16 protein-coding genes and 1 pseudogene are annotated in these 19834 nt (G+C 72.7%); 9 read left to right on the top strand and 8 right to left on the bottom strand.

What is annotated here, in order from left to right:
• Positions 1-79: 79 nt before the first annotated feature.
• Positions 80-628, bottom strand: a pseudogene (locus tag ACZ61C_RS17785) (GNAT family N-acetyltransferase); the annotation flags it as partial.
• Positions 625-1137, bottom strand: coding sequence for a YbaK/EbsC family protein (locus tag ACZ61C_RS17780; RefSeq protein ID WP_465307905.1), 513 nt, complete (start codon positions 1135-1137; stop codon positions 625-627). The pseudogene ACZ61C_RS17785 and the gene ACZ61C_RS17780, both read right to left, overlap by 4 nt.
• Positions 1138-1618: 481 nt before the next feature.
• On the opposite strand from ACZ61C_RS17780, the gene ACZ61C_RS17775 reads away from it, so the two are divergent.
• The 5 genes from ACZ61C_RS17775 (at position 1619) to ACZ61C_RS17755 (ending at position 5729) form a co-directional block, all read left to right on the top strand.
• Complete coding sequence (locus ACZ61C_RS17775) at positions 1619-2194, top strand: SAV_6107 family HEPN domain-containing protein (RefSeq protein ID WP_465307903.1); 576 nt, start codon at positions 1619-1621, stop codon at positions 2192-2194.
• Positions 2184-2951: a maleylpyruvate isomerase family mycothiol-dependent enzyme gene (locus ACZ61C_RS17770; RefSeq protein ID WP_465307901.1), complete on the top strand. Its 768-nt coding sequence runs from the start codon at positions 2184-2186 to the stop codon at positions 2949-2951. Before ACZ61C_RS17775 ends, ACZ61C_RS17770 begins: the two co-directional genes overlap by 11 nt.
• Positions 2952-3010: 59 nt before the next feature.
• The gene (locus ACZ61C_RS17765; RefSeq protein ID WP_465307899.1) at positions 3011-3742 is read left to right on the top strand and encodes a VOC family protein; all 732 of its coding nucleotides are present in this window, start codon (positions 3011-3013) and stop codon (positions 3740-3742) included.
• Positions 3743-3756: 14 nt separating this feature from the next.
• Complete coding sequence (locus ACZ61C_RS17760; protein WP_465307897.1) at positions 3757-4593, top strand: alpha/beta fold hydrolase; 837 nt, start codon at positions 3757-3759, stop codon at positions 4591-4593.
• 74 nt (positions 4594-4667) lie between these two features.
• Complete coding sequence (locus ACZ61C_RS17755) at positions 4668-5729, top strand: GNAT family N-acetyltransferase (RefSeq protein WP_465308272.1); 1062 nt, start codon at positions 4668-4670, stop codon at positions 5727-5729.
• Positions 5730-5735: 6 nt separating this feature from the next.
• Here ACZ61C_RS17755 and def read toward each other — a convergent pair whose 3' ends face one another.
• From def to ACZ61C_RS17725, 6 genes are all read right to left on the bottom strand, one after another.
• Positions 5736-6236, bottom strand: coding sequence for a peptide deformylase (gene def, locus ACZ61C_RS17750; protein WP_465307895.1), 501 nt, complete (start codon positions 6234-6236; stop codon positions 5736-5738).
• A gap of 309 nt (positions 6237-6545) precedes the next feature.
• Positions 6546-11210, bottom strand: coding sequence for a DEAD/DEAH box helicase (locus ACZ61C_RS17745; protein WP_465307893.1), 4665 nt, complete (start codon positions 11208-11210; stop codon positions 6546-6548).
• Positions 11188-11988, bottom strand: a complete 801-nt coding sequence (locus tag ACZ61C_RS17740; RefSeq protein ID WP_465307891.1) for a DeoR/GlpR family DNA-binding transcription regulator — start codon at positions 11986-11988, stop codon at positions 11188-11190. Before ACZ61C_RS17740 ends, ACZ61C_RS17745 begins: the two co-directional genes overlap by 23 nt.
• Entirely contained in the window at positions 11960-13237 is a 1278-nt protein-coding gene (locus ACZ61C_RS17735) for an MFS transporter (protein ID WP_465307889.1), read from the bottom strand. The genes ACZ61C_RS17740 and ACZ61C_RS17735 overlap by 29 nt, the downstream gene beginning before the upstream one ends.
• On the bottom strand, positions 13234-14262 hold the full coding sequence (gene pdxA / locus ACZ61C_RS17730; protein WP_465307887.1) for a 4-hydroxythreonine-4-phosphate dehydrogenase PdxA: 1029 nt from the start codon (positions 14260-14262) through the stop codon (positions 13234-13236). Before pdxA ends, ACZ61C_RS17735 begins: the two co-directional genes overlap by 4 nt.
• 31 nt (positions 14263-14293) lie before the next feature.
• Positions 14294-15571 carry a four-carbon acid sugar kinase family protein gene (locus tag ACZ61C_RS17725; protein WP_465307885.1) on the bottom strand — a complete coding sequence of 426 codons (1278 nt, stop codon included), beginning with the start codon at positions 15569-15571 and terminating at the stop codon, positions 14294-14296.
• A 183-nt stretch (positions 15572-15754) separates the two neighbouring features.
• Between ACZ61C_RS17725 and ACZ61C_RS17720 the strand changes: the two genes are divergently transcribed.
• The 4 genes from ACZ61C_RS17720 (at position 15755) to ACZ61C_RS17705 (ending at position 19833) form a co-directional block, all read left to right on the top strand.
• On the top strand, positions 15755-17599 hold the full coding sequence (locus ACZ61C_RS17720; RefSeq protein WP_465307883.1) for an Hsp70 family protein: 1845 nt from the start codon (positions 15755-15757) through the stop codon (positions 17597-17599).
• 49 nt (positions 17600-17648) lie between these two features.
• A complete protein-coding gene (locus tag ACZ61C_RS17715) occupies positions 17649-17843 on the top strand; it encodes a DUF3046 domain-containing protein (protein ID WP_465307881.1) in 195 nt (64 codons plus the stop codon).
• A 238-nt stretch (positions 17844-18081) separates the two neighbouring features.
• Complete coding sequence (gene recA / locus ACZ61C_RS17710; RefSeq protein ID WP_465307879.1) at positions 18082-19128, top strand: recombinase RecA; 1047 nt, start codon at positions 18082-18084, stop codon at positions 19126-19128.
• A 159-nt stretch (positions 19129-19287) separates the two neighbouring features.
• Positions 19288-19833, top strand: a complete 546-nt coding sequence (locus tag ACZ61C_RS17705) for a regulatory protein RecX (protein ID WP_465307877.1) — start codon at positions 19288-19290, stop codon at positions 19831-19833.
• Position 19834: the final 1 nt, after the last annotated feature.

The following is a 19834-nucleotide window of genomic DNA, read 5'->3' as shown; positions in this document are numbered from 1 at the left end:
GGCGGGGAAGAAGGGCGGGGGTAGGTCTTGTCTTTCTCTGTTTTGTTCGTTGTGTGCGGGAGGGGCCCCCCCCCCCCCCCCGCCCGAGGATCGCGAACGGCCGTGGATCGCCGGCGAAGTGGTAGTCGCGCAGGACGTCGACGAAGCCCGTGCGGCGGTAGAGCTTCCACGCCCGGCTGGTGCCTTCCGGCGTCGAGAGCAGTACGTTCGCGCTCGGCACGCCGTCGAGGAGGGCGCGCAGCAGGTCCTCGCCGATCTGGTGGCCCTGGTTCTCCGGCCGGACGTGGATCTCGGTCAGCTCGAAGTAGTCCGCCAGCCAGCGCTCGGCCGCTTCGGGCCCGGAGCGGCGGCTGAGCCCGTGCCGCACCTGCTCGTGCCACCACTGCCCGGCGCGGCCGCGGTAGCCGTAGGCGACCCCGAGCAGGACGTCGTCGGCGTCGAGCGCGGCCATGCAGCGCCAGCCCTCACGCAGCGCGTGGGTGAGCCACATCGGCGCGCGCTGCTCGGCGGTGCCCGCGGGGTACCGCATCGCCCGGACGTAGATGGCGAGCGCCTCGGGCAGGCGCGCGCGGAACTCGTCCGCGGAGAGCTGGACGTAGCGGGAGCAGCCGGCGGGCATCGCGGTCACGGGTGCCCATCTTCCTCCGCGCCGGAGAGCGCGCCCGGGGTGCCCCCGGTCAAGGCCACCAGCCCGGCGAAGGTGGTGGGGAAGACGGTCTTGGGGTGCCCGGCCGCGGCCCACACGACGTCGTGGGCGCGCAGCGCGGTGTCGACGAGCGTGGGCAAGGGCGCCGGGTGCCCGACCGGGGCGACCCCGCCGATCGGCTGCCCGGTGACCTCACGCACGAAGTCGGCGTCGGCCTTGCCGGTTTCGGCCCCGGCCAGCCGGGCGAGCGTGGCCGGATCCGCCCGGTGCGCGCCCGAGGTCAGCGCGAGGAGCGCTTTTTTGTCGGACCCCAGGCGGAAGATGAGGCTGTTGGCGATGGCCCCGACCGGCACGCCGAGCGCTTCGGCCGCCTGCGCAGCGGTCCGCACCTCGGCGGGCAGGACCCGGATGCCCTCGGCGGCGGCCTGCTGCCCGGCTTCGGCGAGCGCGGCCGCCACCTTGGCGACGGCGGGGTGGTCCAGCGAACTCATGAGCCTATGAGATCACGCCACCGACCTGGTGTCCCGCACCACGTCCGGGGATTCCACCCGTGGGGTTGAGCGGACGCCGGGTCGGGGGTTACTCTGGAAATTGTTCGAACAGGCGTTCGACATTCGGTGAGCGCGCACCGGTCAGGCGTCCGCCGCCGGGACGGGGGAAGCGTCTCGGCGGCGGGCCCGGATCGGGCTCACCCCGCGCAGGAGGAGGGTCGTCATGTCCGTCAAGGTCGTGTCCCCCACGGATCCCGGGCAGCCCCAGCTGCCCCTGTCAGCCCCGGCGCTGGCGACCCCACCCCAGACCCGGCGGCGCTTGTCGGCCCCGGTGGTGGACTCGCCGCAGCCGCCGTTGCCCGCGCGGTCGTGTTCGACCACAGTGCAGCCAGGCCGCCGACGCCCGGCGGCTTCGGCGGTGGAGGCTGATCAGCCACAGTTGCCTTTGTCGCCGCATCCGGCTGCCGAGTCGGTTGCCCTGGTGGTGGACCAGCCTCAGCTGCCTCTGCCGCCGCGCCCCGCAGCGGTCCGCGAGCACCCCGCGAACCCCGCGCAGCCGCAGCTGCCTCTGCCGCCGCGTCCCGCAGCGGTCCGCGAGCACCCCGAGCAGCCGCCCGTCGATCCCGGGCAGTCCCAGCTCCCCATGTCCCTCCGCCCTCCCGCCCCGCCCGTGGCCGCCGGTCTGCTCGGGCAAGCGCGTCGGATCCTGGCCGAGGCCGAGCGGGAAACCGACTCCTCCGAACAGTTCATCGGCGCCTACCTCGCCGCCCTGCGTGGCGCCGCCGCCGTGCTGGCCGCGCGGGGGCGGCCGCACCGGGGGCGGGCGCGGCCGGCCAGCACCTGGGTGCTGCTCGATTCCGTCGCGCCCGAGCTGCGGGAATGGTCCGCCTTCTTCGCGGGCAACTCGGCCGCGCGCGCCGCCGCGCAGGCCGGGATCACCGGGAAGGTCACCGCCGAGTCGGCCGCGCAGCTGGTGCGCGCCGCCACGCCGTTCCTCGAGCTCGTGCGCCGGCTGGTGCACGGCCTGCCGATCACCGGGGAAGCCCATGTCGCGTGAGCACGGCCCGGTCGACCAGGGGCGGCTGCTCACCGCGTTGGGGATCGAAGGCCGGGTGCTGGTCGAAGCCGTCGACGCGGCCCCGGCTGAGGCGCCGGTGCCGGCCTGCCCCGGCTGGACGCTCGGCGAGATCCCCCGGCACGTCGGCAGCCTCTACCGGATGGTCCGCCGCCGGCTCGTCGAGGGCCGCGTCCCGGAAGAGTGGCAGCGCGACCCCGAACCCGGCCAGAGCGTGGCCGAATACCTCGAGACGGGCCTCACCGAGCTGCTCGACGAGCTCGCCGCCCACGACTCCGAAGAGCCCGCCGACACGTGGTGGCCCGCCGACCCGACGTTCGGGTTCTGGCGGCGCCGGATGCTCCACGAGACGCTGGTCCACCGCGTCGACGTCGAGCAAGCCGCGGGCACGCCGGAGCGCGGCATCGACGAAGACCTCGCGGTCGACGGCATCGACGAAGCGCTCACCCTGTGGTTCGGCCAGAAACTGCCGATGCTCGGGCTCACCGGCACCAAGGCGGGTTCGGTCGGCGTCCGGACCGGCGCCCACAGCTGGATCGCGCGAGCCGGCCCGGAAGTGACGGAGGCCTGGCGCTGTTCGGCCGAAGAGGCCGAGGCCGCGGACGACGTCGTCACGGCCGAACCCGGGCGGCTCTACCTGTGGCTCTGGGGCCGGGCGTCCCTGACCTCGGTGACCGTGCGAGGAGTGCACGACCAGGCGGCCCAGCTCTGGGCGCTGCTGCGGCTCGCGACCCGATGAACCCGGCCGGTGGGGAAGCCGAACCGGAACTGTCGGAGGTGGCGGCTAGCCTGCGGCGCATGAGCACGCGCCTGGTGAACCTGGTGATCGACGCGGCGCGGCCGGAGGCCCTGGCGGGCTTCTGGGCCGCGCTGCTCGGCTGGCGTGTCGCCGTGGAGCCCGGCGGCGAGGTCGACGTCCGGGCTCCGGCGACCGACGGCTGGGACCTGGACCTCGTCTTCGTCCCGGTGCCCGAGCCCAAGGAGGTGAAGAACCGGACCCACCTCGACCTGGCGAGCAGGACCGCCGCGCACCAGGCCGAGCTGGTGCGGCGCGCCCTGGAGCTGGGCGGGCGCCACGTCGACGTCGGGCAGGGTGACGTGCCGTGGGTGGTGCTGGCGGACCCCGAAGGCAACGAGTTCTGCATCCTCGAGCCGCGCGAGAAGTACGCGGAGTCGGGCGCGGTGGCGGCGATCCTGGTCGACACCCACCACCCGGAGCCGCAGGCCGCGTTCTGGGCGCGGCTCACCGGCTGGCCGATCCAGGACCGGGAGGGTGACGTCCTGGTCGGCCTGCGCGCGCCGTCGGGCCGCGGGCCGTGGCTGGAGTTCCTCCGCACCACCGACGTGAAGAGCGTGAAGAACCGGATCCACCTGGACATCGCGCCGCCGGCCGGCGCGGACCACGCGGCGGCGGTGGCGGAGATCGTCGCGCTCGGCGCGGCGCCCGCGGACCTGGGCGGTCCCTCGCTGCCGTGGCGCGTGCTGGCGGATCCGGAGGACAACGAGTTCTGCGTGCTGACCCCACGCTGACCTGGCTGGAGATCATGGAGACCTTCGAGTGGCACGGGCGCCGGATCGCCTGGGACCGCGCCGGAGCCGGGCCCGCGGTGGTGTTCTGCCACGGCACGCCGTGGTCGTCGTGGCTGTGGCGCCCCTTCGCCGAAGCGCTGAGCGACGACTTCACCGTCTACCTCTGGGACATGCCCGGCTACGGCCGATCGTCCAAGGACTCCGGTCACGCGGTCGACTTCGGCGTCCAGGCCGAGGCGTTCCAGGCGTTGCTCACGCACTGGGGGCTCGACCGGCCGCACGTCGTCGCCCACGACTACGGCGGCGCCGTGTCGCTGCGCGCCCACCTGGTCCACGGGGTGCCGTACGCGTCGCTGCTGATGGCCGACGTCGTGGCGATCCCGCCGTCGGGCTCGCCGTTCTTCCGGCTGGTCAAGGAGCACCCGGACGTGCTCGCGCAGGTGCCGCCGTACATCCACGAGGCGCTGGTCCGGGCCTACATCGGCAACGCGAGCTTCCGTGAGCTGCGGGAAGCCGACCTCGCGGAGCTCACCGCCCCGTGGCTGGGCGACGAGGGCCAGCCGGCGTTCTACCGCCAGATCGCCGCGTACGACGAGCGCTACCTGGTCGAAAACGAGGAGCGGCTCGGCGGGATGGACCTCCCGGTGCGGGTGCTCTGGGGCGTCGAGGACACGTGGATCCCGGCCGAGACCGGTGAACGGCTCGCCGCCGGCATCCCCGGCGCGACGTTCACCCCGCTCGCCGGCGCCGGCCACCTCGTCCAGCTGGACGCCCCGGTCGCGCTGGCGACCGAGGTGCGGTCCTGGCTGACGCGTGTTTCGCCCGGGTTGCCGGGGCGCGCCGAACGCTGACCTGCGCGAAACACCGGCGTCCTGGCGCGGCAACAACCCCGCGGGACCGTGGTGGCATGGAGACCTCTCGAGCGTTGCCCCAGCCGGGCCGGACGGCCGTCGTCGAGGAGCCCGCCACCCGGTCCGCCTGGCGGGTGCGGGTCCGGATGCACGACCACCCGGGCACGCTGGCCCGCCTCGCGATCCGGCTCGCCGACCTCGAGTGCAACATCCTCGGCCTGTCCGTGCTGCCGGTGCCCGGCGGTGTGCTCGACGAGATCGTGCTGCGCCCCGCGATCGGCCTGCCCCGGCGCCGCCTGATCGAGGCCCTCCGCGCCGAGGGCTGTGAATGCACCGCGGTCATCGACGCCGACGTCCACGAGCTGGTCGACCCGTCGTCGTCGACGCTGCTGGCGGCCCGCCGCGCGATCGACGACCCGGCCCGGCTGACAGAGGTGCTGAAGGAGGTGCTGGCCGCCGACGTCGTCACGCTGGTTCCCGCCGCGGAAGCCAACCCGGCCCGCACCGAGAGCGGGCACCGGGCGGTGTTCGAGGTGGGCGCGGGCCAGGCGCTGGTGGCGCGCCGCCAGTGGGCGCCGTTCGTGCAGCTGGAGCTAACCCGCGCCGAAGCGCTGGTGACGCTGCTCGCCGCGACGGCCCGGAACGTCGCCGGCCCGGTGGTCCTCGACCGCCCCGACGGCGCCGCGATCGTCCTGCGCAAGGGACTGCCCGGCGACGCCGACGCGGTGTCCGAGCTGCACCGCCGTTGCTCGATGGCCACGCTCTTCCGGCGCTACCACACGGGAGTGCGGACGGTCCCGCGCCGCTGGCTGCACCGGCTGCTGGTGCCGCCGCGCGGCACCAGCGTGCTCGCCGTGTTCGGCCGCGAGGTGATCGGCCTGGCCCAGCTCATCCCGGCGGCGACCGGCGAGGCCGAGATCTCCCTGCTGGTGGAGGACGACTGGCAGCGTCAGGGCATCGGCACGGCGCTGCTCTCCCGGCTGGCGGTGCTCGCCGAGGCCCAGGGCATCACCGAGCTGAAGGCCGACTGCCTCCCGGGCGACGACGTCCTGCCCCGCACCGCGGCCCGCGCGGGCCTTCGCACGGAACGCGGCCCCGACGACGAGGCGAAGCTCAGGCTGCTCCTGCCCGCTTGAGCCGGGTCAGCGCTTCCAGAACCAGTCCTTGTCGCGCGCTTCGCGCAGAGCGGTCTTCTTGCGCTCGGCGGTGAGCCGGTCGAGGTAGAGGACGCCGTCGAGGTGGTCGGTTTCGTGCTGCAGGCACTGCGCCAGCACGTCTTCGCCCTCGACTTCGATGGGCTGGTTGTGGATGTCGACCCCTCGCACTTTGGCGTGCACTGCCCGCTTGGTGGGGAACCACAGCTCCGGAACGGACAGGCAGCCCTCGTTGATCTCGTGCGTCTCTTCGGACAGCTCGACGACCTCGGGGTTGACGACGTACCCGCTCAGCCCGGCGACGTCATAGCTGAAGATCCGCAGCCCGACCCCGATCTGCGGCGCGGCCAGCCCGGCCCGCCCGTCCGGTTTGACGGAGTCGACCAGGTCCCGCACAAGAGCCTCGAGCTTCTTGTCGAAGACGGTGACCGGATCACAGACGGACTTGAGGATCGGGTCCCCGAAATAGCGCAGTTCGCGCATGGCCATGAGCAGAACATCCTTCGTGCGAGTCGGACTGGCAGCTTAGGCCAGCCCGGAACCGGCCCGCCGGGCAATCGGAAACCGGCGGCCGCGGGCCGGGCCCGCGTGCGGCCGAGCTGGCTGCGCGAAGCCGGAGTCGGCCGCGAAGCCGAACCGATCGCAGCACCAAGCCGGCCGTAGCGTGGAGATCGCCGCGAAGCTGAACCGATCGCAGGACCAAGCCGGCCGTAGCGTGGAGATCGCCGCGAAGCCGAGCCAGCGGCGAGTCATATCGGCCGCGAGGTCGGAGCCGGCCGTGAAGTCGTGGGCCGCTTCTCAAGCTCGCAGTCGTAGGCCGGAGGGGGTTGCTCGGAATCCTGCCTCCCTCAGTACCTCCGCCAGCTCCGAGGTCAGCGCTTGCTCGCCGTCCGCGCGTTGGACCGACAGCTGGCCCAGCCAGCCTTCGCGGACCGCTGCCGACAGGGCCTGGGCCGCGTCCGACAAGGGCTGCCGCTCTTCCGTGAAGCTCAGCAGTGATCGTCCTCCTCGCTCTACGTACAGCGCCGGGACTCCGTCCACCAGTACCGCCAACGCTCCGGCCTTGCGGGCCGGGCGGTGCTTTGTGTCGCCCGTTGCGGCCGGCCAGGGGAGCGCCGCGCCGTAGGGCTGGGCCGGGTCGGCTGCCGCCAGCACCACTGCTCGTCCGGGTGCCGGGCGGCCGGGGCCCGAGAGGGCGCGGAGGCGGTCGACCGCGCCCTTCGCCGCGAACTGGGCCGCGCCCAGGCCCTCCACCACGTAACCGCGGATCACCTGGCCGGTGTCCTCCATGCCGCGGAGCACCTTGTAGATCCCGGAGAACCCGCCGGTGACCCGTTCGGTGTCCAGCGCGCCCCGGGTCAGGACGCCGTGGCGCTCCAGGAACGCCTCGGTCCGCGCGTGGGCTCGCCGGGTCGCGTCGGTTTCGCGGACCGGGGTCAGCGCCCAGCGGCCGGCGACCGTCGGCGGCCCGGACCGCGAAGGCATCTGCGGCCGCCCCGCCCGCAGCCGTGCGTACCGGCCGCGGGGTGCCTGCCGCCGCGGTTTGTGCGCTCCGTGCCCGGCCACCTGGGCCCGCAACGGCCCCAGCGTGTCGCCGGTGACCAGCCCGGCCCACACCAGGTCCCACAGCGCGGCCACGACTTCGGCGTCACTCGGCGCCTTCTCCACCAGCACGGTCGCGCGGTCCACCAGCTGGCGGAAGAACAGTGCTCCACCCTCCAAAGTGGACACGATCGCGTCGTGCAGCGGGCCGGTCGGGATGTCTTCGACCACCTCGGGCAGCAGCAGGTCGGCGACGTCGGTGGGCGCGAGGGCGATCCAGCCGTCGCCACCGGACAGCGCGCCGCAGCCCGCCCACGTGACCTCGCCCGCGGTCGTCAGCTCGTCCAGCAACGCGGGGGAGTAGCCCGGCAGCCGGCCGGGCAGGATCAGCGACTCCACCGCGCTCGCCGGCAACGGCGCCCCGGCGAGCTGCTCGACCACCGACAGCACGTCGTCCGCCGTCGGCGCCGCCCGGACGCGGCCGCCGAACCCGTGCCACGACGGCAGGAACCGGCCCAGCGCCGCCGGTTCGACCGGCTCCACCTCGGCCCGCAGCTTCGCCAGCGACGCCCGCCGCAGCCGCCGCAACACCGCCGAATCGCAGTACTCGATGCCGACACCACGGGTGTCCGGATGTCCGACCGGGCTCAGCTCACCTCGGACGAGACGCCCCTCCCCGGTCATCCGGTCGAGGACACCGGTGACGACCGCCATGCCGAGCCCGAACCGCTCGGCCACCGTCGCGGCCGCGAACGGGCCCCGGCTCCGGGCGTAACGCGACAGCAGGTCACCGAGCGGGTCCGCGACCGGTTCGGTGAACGCTTCGGGCACACCCACCGGCAGCGCGGTGCCCAGGGCGTCGCGGACCTTGCCGGAGTCCTCGATCGCCAGGAACCGTTCCGTGCCGCCGATCCGCACCCGGATCGCCCGCCGCGCCGCTTCCAGCTCGGTGAGCCACTCGGCCTGGATCCCGCGCTCGGCCGCCTCTTCGACGGTCAGGTCGCCGAGGAACCGCAACAGGTCGGCGGCGTCTTCGGCCGAGCGCGCGTGGCGGTCGGGGTCGAGCCGTTGCAGCGACCGCTCCACCTCGGTGACCGCTTCGGGATCCAGCAGCTCCCGGATCGCCTCGGTGCCCAGGAGCTCGGCCAGCAACGCCGAGTCCAGCGACAGCGCCGCCGCCCGCCGCTCGGCCAGCGGCGCGTCCGTCTCGTACAGGAACATCCCGACGTAACCGAAGAGCAGGCTCCGCGCGAACGGCGACGCGGCCGGCGTCTCGACCTCCACCAGCCGGACCTTGCGCGCCCGGACGTCGGCCATCAGCTCACGCAGCCCGCCCACGTCGTAGACGTCCTGCAGGACTTCGCGCATCGCCTCGAGCACAACCGGGAACCGTTCGTACTTGGCCGCGACCGACAGCAGCTGCGACGCGCGTTGCCGTTGCTGCCACAGCGGAGTGCGGCGCCGCGGGTCCCGGCGCGGCAGCAGCAGTGACCGCGCCGCGCACTCCCGGAACCGCGCCGCGAACACGGCGGAGCCGCCGACCTCGGCGACGATCAGCTGCTCGACCTCTTCGGGATCGAGCAGGATGTCGTCGGCGCTGATGGTGACGTCGGCGCCCTCGGCGTCCAGCGCGTCGGGGAGCCGCAGCACGATGCCGTCGTCGGAGTGCGCGATCTGCGCGTCGACCCCGCGGTTCTCCCGCAGCCGTGCGGCGATCGCCAGCGCCCACGGCGCGTTCACCTGCGCGCCGAACGGCGAGTGCACGACGATCCGCCAGTCGCCCAGCTCGTCGCGGTAGCGCTCCAGCAGGATCGTCCGGTCGTTCGGCACGTGGCGGGTCGCGGACTTCTGCTCGGCCAGGTAAGCGAGCAAGTTGTCACACGCCCGCTCGTCCAGACCCGCCGCGGTGGCCCGCTCCCGGGCCTTCACATCGTCCGATGTGGACAGTTCGCGGACGAACTTCCCCAGCGCCCGGCCGAGTTCCAGCGGACGGCCCGGCGCGTCGCCCTTCCAGAACGGCATCCGCGCCGGCTCGCCCGGCGCGGGCACCACGATGACCCGGTCGTGCGTGATGTCGGTGATCCGCCACGACGACGTGCCCAGCAGGATGGTGTCGCCGACCCGCGACTCGTACACCATTTCCTCGTCGAACTCGCCGACGCGCGAACCGGGCTTGTCGTCCCCGCCCGGGGTCATCACCGTGAACAGCCCGCGGTCCGGGATGGTGCCGCCGGAGGTGACGGCCAGCCGCTGGGAACCCGGCCGCCCGCGCAGCTCGCCGCTGATCCGGTCCCAGGTGATCCGCGCTCGCAGCTCGCCGAACTCCTCGCTCGGGTAGCGGCCCGCGAGCATGTCGAGCACCGCGTGCAGCGCGTCGTCCGGCAGGGAAGCGAACGGCGCCGCCCGCCGCACCAGCGAGGCCAGGTCCGGCACGGCCCACGGTTCGAGCGCCACCATCGCGACGACGTGCTGGGCCAGCACGTCCAGGGGGTTGCGCGGGTAGCGGACCGCCTCGATCGCGCCGCTCGCCATCCGCTCGGCGACCACTGCGCAGGAGACGAGGTCACCGCGGAACTTGGGGAACATCACCCCCGAGGACACCGCGCCGACCTGGTGCCCGGCCCGGCCGACGCGCTGCAGCCCGGACGCCACCGTCGGCGGCGCCTCGATCTGCACCACCAGGTCGACCGCGCCCATGTCGATGCCCAGCTCCAGCGACGACGTCGCCACCACGCACGGCAGCCGCCCGGACTTGAGGTCCTCCTCGACGTGGGTGCGCTGCTCCCGCGACATCGAGCCGTGGTGCGCCCGCGCGATCACCGGCGCCGCGCCGGTGCTCACCCCGGACTGCCCGACGGCTTCGGCGGGGAACGTGTCGCTCTGCGTGAGCTCGGTCTGCTCGGCGGCGAGCTCGTTGAGCCGCGCGGTCATCCGCTCGGTGAGCCGCCGCGAGTTGGCGAACACGATGGTCGAGCGGTGGGCCCGGATGAGGGCCAGCACCCGTTCCTCCACCGCGGGCCAGATCGACGGCCGCTGCACCGGGTTGCCCTCGATCTCCTCCAGCGTGCCCAGGCCGCCGGGCGCGATCTCGCCCGGCGGGAACACGGTGGTCAGCGACTCGAGCTCGTCGAGCGGGCTCGGCGCCGGCCCGCCGCGGGGCGCGTCGAGGTTGCTCATGTCGTCGACCGGGACCTCGACCCGCACCTCGATGGTCTTCGCCAGCTTCGGCTGGACGACCCGCACCGGACGGCCGCCGGCCAGGAACGCGCTCACCTCGTCGACCGGGCGGACCGTCGCCGACAGACCGATCCGCTGGGCCGGCTTCGGCAGCAGCGAATCCAGCCGCTCCAGCGAAAGCGCGAGGTGCGCGCCGCGCTTGCCGCCGGCCACCGCGTGCACCTCGTCGACGATCACGGTCTCGACGCCGCGCAGCGACTCCCGCGCCGACGACGTGAGGATCAGGAAGAGCGACTCCGGCGTGGTCACCAGCACGTCCGGCGGGGTCTTGCCGAACGAGCGGCGCTCGGCCGCGGTGGTGTCGCCGGTGCGCATGCCGACCTCGATCTCCGGCACCGGGAGCTCGAGCCGTCGCGAGGCCTGCGAGATGCCGGCGAGCGGCGCGCGCAGGTTCCGCTGGACGTCGACGGCGAGGGCCTTCAGCGGCGAGACGTAGAGGATCCGGCAGCGTTTGGTGGCCTCCGCCGGCGGCGGCTCCACCGACAGCCGGTCCAGCGCCCAGAGGAACGCAGACAGTGTCTTGCCGGACCCGGTCGGCGCGACGACGAGGGCGTGCTCGCCCGCGTGCGCCGCTCGCCAGGCGCCTTCCTGCGCCGCGGTGGGCGCGGCGAAGGCCCCCGCGAACCAGTCCCGGGTCGCGGGGGAGAAGAGTTCGAGCACGTCACCTGCCACGTCGTCCATCATGCGCGGCACCACCGACAGTTTCCGGCGAGCTTGCCAGGATCACGCTCTCGGCGAACTGCGGATGAGTGACGTCGACCTTCGGCTCGTCGGTGATCAACCGGTACTCGCGGTCGAGCGGCGCCCAGTAGGAAAAAGGGGCCTGGCCCAGCTTGGAGTGGTCGGCCAGCACGTACGCCTCGCCGCCCGCGTGGAGCATCGCGTGCTTGACCACCGACTGCTCGAGTGAGGGGCAGCACAGGCCCCGCTCGGCCACCAGGCCGTCGGCGCCCAGGAACACCCGGTCGGGTGAGATGTGCCGCAGCTGCGCCAGCACGCTCTCGCCCAGGATCGCTTCGTTGGGATGCCGCAGCCGGCCGCCGAGGACGATCAGGTCGATCCCCGCGAAGCCGGCCAGCTCGCGGATGGCGTTGACGCCGTTCGTGACCACGGTCAGCCCCTCGCGGTGGGCGAGGTGGCGGGCGAGCCGCCCGGTGGTCGTGTCGGCGTCGAGCAGCACGACTTCGCCGTCTCGCACCAGCGCGGCGGCTTCCCGGGCGATGGCGTCCTTCGCCGCCGCGTGCTCGTGGTCCTTCTCGCGAGGACTGCGTTCGGTGTCGAGCGCGCCGCCGTAGGTGCGCACGACGTGGCCGGCCCCGGCGAGCGAGGCGAGGTCGCGCCGGATCGTCGACTCCGAGACGCCGAACTCTTCGGCCAGCTCCGTGATGCCACCCGAGCCGTCGCGGACGGCTTCGAGCAGCATCGCGCGCCGGTCACGGGTTCCTGGTCGCGGCTGGGACATGCGCCAAGTCTTCCACGGGAGCGGGCTTGAGCCCGAAGAACGCCAGGGCCGCGGCCACGGCGAGGAACGCGGCCAGGACGACGAACCCGGTGGTCGCGCTGCCGGTGACGTCCGTGAGCCAGCCGACCAGGTAGGGCCCGGCGAAGCCGCCGAGGTTGCCCAGCGCGTTGATCAGGCCCATCGCCACGGCGACGAACTCGATGCCGAGGATCCGGCTGGGGATGGCCCAGAACGGCCCGTACGGCATGTAGACGCCGGTCGCGACGACGCAGAGCAGCACCAGCTGCACCGCCGGCGGCCAGTGGACGAGGTTGCCGAGCAGCAGCCCGGCGATCGCGACGAGCAGCGGCACGGTGACCGCGAGCCGCCGGTTGCCGGTCTTGTCCGACCAGTGGGCGCACGCGACCATCCCGGCCAGCGCCAGGACGTACGGCACCGCGGACAGGAACCCGACGGCGGTGGCCGAGCCGCCGGTCATCGTCTTCACCACCGACGGCAGCCACAACGAGAACCCGTAGAAGCCGGTGATCCAGAAGAAGTAGACGCCGATCAGCAGCAGTACCTGCCGGTTCGCCAGCGCCTGCCGGTAGCCCTGCTTCGCGAACGCCGGCTTCGCGTCTTCTTCGGCCTTCAGCGTGGTTTCGAGGTAGTCGCGTTCCTCGGCCGAGATCCAGCGCGCCTTCGCCGGCCGGTCGGCCACCGCGAACCACCAGACGACGGCCCAGAGCAGCGGCGGCAGCCCTTGGATCACGAACACCCAGCGCCACGACATGTGGTCGAGCATCAGGCCCGACAACGGCGACATGACGATCGCCGAGATCGGCAGGCACGTCATCCACAACGCGTTCGCCCGCGCGCGTTCCGCCTGCGGGAACCACGACGCCAGCAGGATCAGCACGGCGGGCCAGACGCCGCCTTCGAACAACCCCAGCAGCAGCCGCGCGAGGTGCAGCTGGGTCTCGTTCTGCACCAGGCCGCACAGCACCGCCGCGACCGCCCACGCGACCATCAGCACCAGCACCGTCTTGCGGGCGCTCCACTTCACCGCCAGCACGGCCGCCGGGATCTGCAGCACCAGGTAGCCGAGGAAGAAGATTCCGCTCGCCAGCCCCTTCGCGCTGGCGGACAACGGGAAGTCGTCGCCGATGTAGGGCAGGATCACCGCGACGTTCGTGCGGTCGAGGTAGGCCAGCATGTACATGACCACCGCGACCGGGATCACGTACGCCCAGCGCTTGCGGGGGATCACCGGACGCCCGGTGGGTAGATGGCGGGCAGCTTCCGCGCGTACGGCGCCAGGGTCGCCGCCGCCTTGAACGCCGCGACCATCGTGCCGTGCGACGCCCGGCCGGTGCCGGCGATGTCGAACGCCGTGCCGTGGTCGACCGACGTGCGCAGGATCGGCAGGCCGACCGTCACCGAGACCGTGCCGTCGAAGTCGTATGTCTTCGACGCGATGTGCCCCTGGTCGTGGTACAGCGACAGCACACCGTCGAACCGGCCCTGGATCCCTTGGTGGAACACGGAGTCCGCGGGGATCGGGCCGACGACGTCGAGCCCGGCGACCCGCGCGGCGGCCACCGCGGGGGCGATCGCGATGATCTCCTCGTCGCCGAACTTGCCGTTCTCCCCGCCGTGCGGGTTCAGCGCCGCCACGGCGAGTCTCGGTTTCTCGGTGCCGAACACCTCGAGCGCGGTGTAGGCCTCGCGGATGGCGTGCTCGATGTTCTCCCGGGTGATCTGGTCGATCGCCTCGCGCAGCGAAAGGTGCCGGGTGGCGAAGAAGATCTTCAGTCCGGACACCCAGAACATCGTGTTGAACCGGGTCGACCCGGTGAGCTCGCCGAGCATCTCGGTGTGCCCGAGGTGCTGCGAGCCGGCCGCCCAGATCGCCTCCTTGTTGATCGGCGCGGTCACGACCGCGTCGACCTCGCCGGCCAGCGCGAGCCGGGTGGCCACCTCGATCGCGCCCACGGCGGCGGCGCCCGCGGTCGCGTTCACCTCGCCCCACGGCAGGTCCTCCCGGACGACGCCGAGGTTGAGGATGTCGATCACGCCGGTGGTGAAGCGCGCGTCGGCGACCGTGGCGATGGGGTTGATCTCCAGGTGCAGGCCGAGGTGCCGGACCAGGCGTTCCAGCACGATCGCGTCGCCGACCGCCACCCCGCGCGCCAGCTGCAGGGACTCGGGCTCGGCGAGGGTCTTGAGGGTGATCTCGGGGCCGATGCCGACGGGGTCGCCGAGCGTGACGGCGAGGATGGGGAGGTCGCTCACGGGTTCTTCCTTCCGGTGGCCAGCACGTGGTTCAGGTGTTCCAGACAGGCGGCTGTGACAACCGAGGCTTCGCCTCGGGCCGGGGGCTTCGCCACCCGGACCCCCGAAAAGCGGCCGAGGCGTCGCGCCCGCCGATCAGCCCGCCTTTGGTGGCGAACGGCAGCCCGGTGTGCGGGCCGCCGGAGAGCCGCCCGGCGACCGCGAGCGGCAGTACCTCGGTGTCGATCTCGAAGCCGTCGGCTCCGAGTGCCTTCGTGACTTCGACGGCGATGTCGCCGCCGGTGGCGTAGAGCCCGCCGATCCGGTGCGCGCCGAGGACCAGCCGGGCGGCTTCCCCCAGCGCCGGGGGGATCTTCGCGGCCACCTCCGGATCCACCGGCGCGCCCGGGGCGGGCGCCCGGGTCCGGATACCCACCACACGGTGCCCGGCGGCGAGGAGTTCGCCCGCCGCCGCGGCGATCGACGGGGGATCGGGCCGCTCCGGGTCGACGTCGACGTACCGCGCGTCCAGCACCAGCTCGGTTTCCAGCAGCTGGTCGTGCGTCTGCCCGGTGATGCTGCCGACCACCGCGAGCACCGGCGGGACGGTGCCGTGGCCGGGCGCGAGGCCCAGCGCCGCGGCCAGCCGGACGCCGAACGGGCCCGAATCCACCGAGATCCACCTGGTGCCCTCCGCGGCCAGCCGGGCGGCGGCGCGGGCGACGGTGGTCAGGTGCCGGTTCGTGGTGGCGTCGCAGATGACGATCTCCGCCGGGCGACGCAAGGCCGCCTCGACCGCGTCCACCCCCTCTTCGACGACGTCCAGCGGTAGTTCGGCGATCTCCCGGTCGGTGGGCTGCAGGAGCGCGCGGATCCGCGACGTCTTCACCGGGGCCAGCGGGTCGCGTGACGCGGGGCTTTCGGCCAGCGGCACGCCGTCGACCAGGTGCAGCCCGCGGAGGGTGACCCGCCCGGCGTCCGGGAACGCGGGCACGACGAGAGCGCGGGCGTCCGGCGCCGAGGCCAGGACGGCTTCGGTCTCCACGCCGACGTTGCCGCGCAGTGTCGTGTCCACCCGCTTCACCGTCAGCTCCACCGGCCCGGCCAGCTCGATCGCGGTCCGCACCGCCTGCGCGGCGTGTGGTGGCGAGGCGTGGCGGGTACCCAGGTTCACCACGAGGGCGTCGATCCCGGTCTCCGCGCGGAAGCAGGGCGCGTCCGGTTCGAGTGGAGCGTTGACCGAAACCGCGCGCAACCCGAACCGCGCATACAGCGCTCCGGTCGCGTTGCTGCCGGTCAGGTCGTCCCCGAGGACGAGCAGCTTCGGCACCGAACCCTCCCTTCTGCGCGGTCCGTGCAACTCCGATGATCGAACTGCGCAACTATCGTGCACCGAGATCACACCCCGAGTCAAGGAGCGGCGACTTTCGCGGGTCCGCACGCACGGTCACCGCGCGCATGGCAGCATCACGGCGAACGCCGTCAAGGCGTGTTTTTCGTGAAGGGGAGTGCTGTGCGGATCCTGTCGGTGGACCTCGGGACGTCCAACACCGTCGCCGTGCTTTCGGCGCACGGTATGCCGCCCCGGGTCGTCGAGGTGGACGGCTCGGCCAACATGCCCTCGGCGGTGTTCGCCGCCGAAGACGGCACGATCATGGTCGGCCGGGACGCCGAGCGCCGCGCCCGCCTCGACCCGACCCGCTTCGAGCCGAACCCCAAGCGCCGCATCGACGAGCAGACCCTGCTGCTCGGCACCGACGTCGTCCCGGTGACCGACGCGCTGGCCGCCATCCTGCGCCGCGTGCTCGAAGAGACGTCTCGCCAGCTCGGCGGCGAACAGCCCGACGAAGTCCGGCTGACCCACCCCGCGCAGTGGGGCCAGACCCGCCGCAACGTGCTGATGTCCGCCGCCCGGCTCGCCGGGATGGGCCCGAACATCCTGCTGGTGCCCGAACCGGTCGCCGCGGCGGCGCACTTCGCGTCGTTCCCGGGCAAGGCGCTGGCTCCCGGCCAGGCGCTCGCGGTCTACGACCTCGGCGCGGGCACCTTCGACGTCGCGGTCGTCGGCGCCACGCAGAACGGCTTCACCGTGCTCGCCGAGGACGGCCTGCCCGACCTCGGCGGCCTCGACGTCGACCAGGCGCTGATGGTGCACGTCGGGCGCGAGGTCTCGCACTCCGACCCGCAGCGCTGGCAGCGGCTGCTGCGGCCGGAGTCGACCGCGGACCGGCGCACGCGGCGCGCGCTGCAGGAGGACGTCAAGGCGGCCAAGGAGGCGCTGTCGCGGCACCCGCAGACCGAGGTGCCGATGCCCGAGCCGTTCAAGGACGTCCTCGTCACGCGCGGTGAGCTGGAAGGCCTGGTCCGCCCGGCGATGCTGCGCAGCGTCGAGCTGCTTTCGCGGACGCTGCGCTCGTCCGGGCTGGCCCCGGACCGGCTGGCCGGCATCTACCTCGTCGGCGGGTCGAGCCGGCTGCCGCTGGTCGGCACGATGATCGCGGAGAAGCTCGGCGTCGTGCCGGGCAGCCTCGACCAGCCGGAGACCGCGGTCGCGCTCGGCGCCCAGCACGTCGCCCGCGACGGGCTGGGGACGCGCACCCAGAACGTCGAAGGGGCGGTGGCCGCCGGCGCGCCGCCGCAGCGCCCGCAGTACGCGCCGCCCTCGCCTCCGCCGCAGTACCCGGGGTACGCGCCGGCGAACTTCCCGCCCAGCGGCCCGCAGCAGATGTCGAACTTCCCCTCGTACTCGCCCGCGCCCGAGCCGGCCGAGCCGAAGCCCGGCGGGAAGAAGAAGCTGTTCATCGGCATCGCGGTCGCGGTCGTCGTGGTGCTCGCCGCGGGGCTGACCTTCTTCCTGACGTCGTCGTCCGCCACGACCACCTACACCGCCGACCAGTGCAAGACGCCCGGCCAGGCCGACGACAAGGGCCTCACCGGCTGCCTGCGCCAGCTCGCCGGGAAGATCGCCGACACCGGTGACTGCAAGCCGGGGATGGGCAACGGCCCGGCGGCGCCGGCGGAGAACCTCGGCGCGGCCTCGACCTGCTCGGCGCCGGGCCGCGCGGGCACGCAGGTCACCTACGTCCAGGGTGACAGCGCCGACGCGCTCAAGCAGTACACCGACGGCCTGCTCAGCTCGGCGGGCGGCGACCGCACCGAGGCCGACTGGGGCGGCAACGGGCTCAAGGGCCACTACTCGTCGGCCGCCGGCAAGACGTCGGCGGTGCTCGTGTTCACGGTGTCCGACCGGCCCCTGGTGGGATTCATCTACCAGCTGAACTCGAGCGACCAGGCCGCGGCGACCACACCGGGCACCCTCGCCGACTACTTCGAGGCGAGCGTCCAGCCCGGCGAGTAGCCACCGGGCGCGAACGGGCCGTTCGCGCCGCCCGGATACCATGGGTCCGATGCGGATCACGGTTTTCCGGCGCCTGATGGCCGAGGAGTTCGGCCCCGGCCGGGCTCAGGTGCTGGCCAGGGACCACGTGCTCAGCGCGCTCGGCGGGCGCACCGTCGACCAGGCGCTGACCGCGGGAGTTTCGGCGAAGGAGGTCTGGCGGGAGGTCTGCGCCGCCTTCGACATCCCACCCGAACGACGCTGACCTGGGCGGATTCGCCCGGGTCCTGACCCGGGCGGGCGAAAATCCTAGCGCAAGGGTGTGTCGCTGCCGACCTCGAACAGGTGTTCGTCTATGGTGTTGTCCACATCGGGTCCAGCGATCCACAGATTGGGCGCCGCGCCTGGAATTGTCGGTCCCCGCCGCTAGCGTCGGACCGGACAGCTGAAGAACAGACAGACAAGAGCCCTCGACGGGGCTCGGACCAGCGAGGTGGACTTCCATGCCTGCAGCACCCGACAAGGACAAGGCGCTCGAGCTCGCGCTCGCGCAGATCGACAAGCAGTACGGCAAGGGCTCGGTCATGCGGCTCGGCCAGGACGGCCGCGCGCCCGTCTCCGTGATCCCGACCGGCGCGATCGCCCTCGACGTCGCCCTCGGCATCGGCGGGTTGCCCCGCGGCCGCGTGATCGAGGTCTACGGACCGGAGTCCTCCGGTAAGACCACGGTCGCCCTGCACGCCGTGGCGAACGCGCAGAAGAACGGCGGCATCGCGGCGTTCATCGACGCGGAGCACGCGCTGGACCCGGAGTACGCCAAGAAGCTCGGTGTCGACACCGACGCGCTGCTCGTCTCCCAGCCGGACACCGGTGAGCAGGCGCTCGAGATCGCGGACATGCTGATCCGCTCCGGCGCGCTCGACATCCTGGTCATCGACTCGGTGGCCGCGCTCGTGCCGCGCGCCGAGATCGAGGGCGAGATGGGCGACTCGCACGTCGGCCTCCAGGCCCGCCTGATGAGCCAGGCGCTGCGCAAGATGACCGGTGCGATGAACAACTCCGGCACCACCGCGATCTTCATCAACCAGCTGCGCGAGAAGATCGGCGTCATGTTCGGCTCCCCGGAGACGACGACCGGTGGTAAGGCGCTGAAGTTCTACGCCTCGATCCGGCTCGACGTGCGCCGCATCGAGACGCTCAAGGACGGCGGCGAGCCGGTCGGCAACCGCACCCGCGTCAAGGTCGTGAAGAACAAGATGGCCCCGCCCTTCAAGCAGGCCGAGTTCGACATCCTCTACGGCCACGGCGTCTCCCGCGAGGGTTCGCTCATCGACATGGGTGTCGACCAGGCGATCCTGCGCAAGTCCGGCGCCTGGTACACCTACGAGGGCGACCAGCTCGGCCAGGGCAAGGAGAACGCGCGGAAGTTCCTGCGCGACAACCCGGACATCGCCAACGAGATCGAGAAGCGCATCAAGGAGAAGCTGGGCATCGGCGCGCAGGTCGACGCCGAGGCCGTCGAGGCTGTTCCGGCGCCGGTCGACTTCTGATCGAGGTCGTCGGGGATGGGGAGGTGTGCTCGCGGAGTGCGCTCACCTGATCCCCGCCGCCGCGTTTTCCGGGGGTCGAACCCCCGGACCCCCGGTGTGGTCGCGCTGTGTGGTGAGGCGCGGCTTTGAAGGCTCTGTGAAGCACGAGGAGTGATCGAGGTGGCGAGGGCGCCCAAGGTCCCGCCGGCCGAGTTGCCTCCCGAGGAGCGCTACAAGAAGGCCAAGGAGATCTGTTACGACCTCCTGGCCGTGCGTGCGCGTACTCAGGAGGAGCTCCGGCAGGCGTTGCGCCGCAAGGGGTTCGACGAGGAGACCAGCGAAACCCTGCTCGGCAAGCTGGACCGGGCCGGGTTGGTGAACGACGCCGAGTTCGCCGAGCTGTGGGTGAAGTCCCGGCACGAGACCCAGGGGCTCTCCCGCACCGCGCTGATGGCCGAACTGCGGCGCAAAGGCGTCGACGACGAAGTCGCGGCGCAGGCGGCGGGTGAGGTCGACCGCGAGTCCGAGGAGCAGATGGCCAGGGAGCTGGTCCGCAAGCGCCTCGGATCGCTGGGCAACGTCGACGAGCAGACGGCGCTGCGCCGGCTGCTCGGCTTCCTGGCCCGCAAGGGTTATCCCCAAGGGCTGGCGTACACGGTGATCAAGGAGGAGCTCCGCGAGTACGGCGCGGAGTCCACCCTTCTCGACGACGCCTACATCGACTGAC

The sequence above is a fragment of the Amycolatopsis sp. NPDC104587 genome, from assembly GCF_055583645.1.
The sequence above is the reverse complement of the archived record's forward strand: the minus strand, read 5'-3'. Positions and strand labels throughout refer to the sequence as shown.

Bases quoted from the DNA above. Each gene is read 5' to 3' on its own strand.
- ACZ61C_RS17760 (WP_465307897.1), top strand. From the start codon at position 3,757: ATGGAGACCTTCGAGTGGCACGGGCGCCGGATCGCCTGGGACCGCGCC.
- ACZ61C_RS17780 (WP_465307905.1), bottom strand. From the start codon at position 1,137: ATGAGTTCGCTGGACCACCCCGCCGTCGCCAAGGTGGCGGCCGCGCTC.
- ACZ61C_RS17770 (WP_465307901.1), top strand. From the start codon at position 2,184: ATGTCGCGTGAGCACGGCCCGGTCGACCAGGGGCGGCTGCTCACCGCG.
- recA (WP_465307879.1), top strand. From the start codon at position 18,082: ATGCCTGCAGCACCCGACAAGGACAAGGCGCTCGAGCTCGCGCTCGCG.
- def (WP_465307895.1), bottom strand. From the start codon at position 6,236: ATGGCCATGCGCGAACTGCGCTATTTCGGGGACCCGATCCTCAAGTCC.
- ACZ61C_RS17745 (WP_465307893.1), bottom strand. From the start codon at position 11,210: ATGATGGACGACGTGGCAGGTGACGTGCTCGAACTCTTCTCCCCCGCG.
- ACZ61C_RS17740 (WP_465307891.1), bottom strand. From the start codon at position 11,988: ATGTCCCAGCCGCGACCAGGAACCCGTGACCGGCGCGCGATGCTGCTC.
- ACZ61C_RS17765 (WP_465307899.1), top strand. From the start codon at position 3,011: ATGAGCACGCGCCTGGTGAACCTGGTGATCGACGCGGCGCGGCCGGAG.
- ACZ61C_RS17715 (WP_465307881.1), top strand. From the start codon at position 17,649: ATGCGGATCACGGTTTTCCGGCGCCTGATGGCCGAGGAGTTCGGCCCC.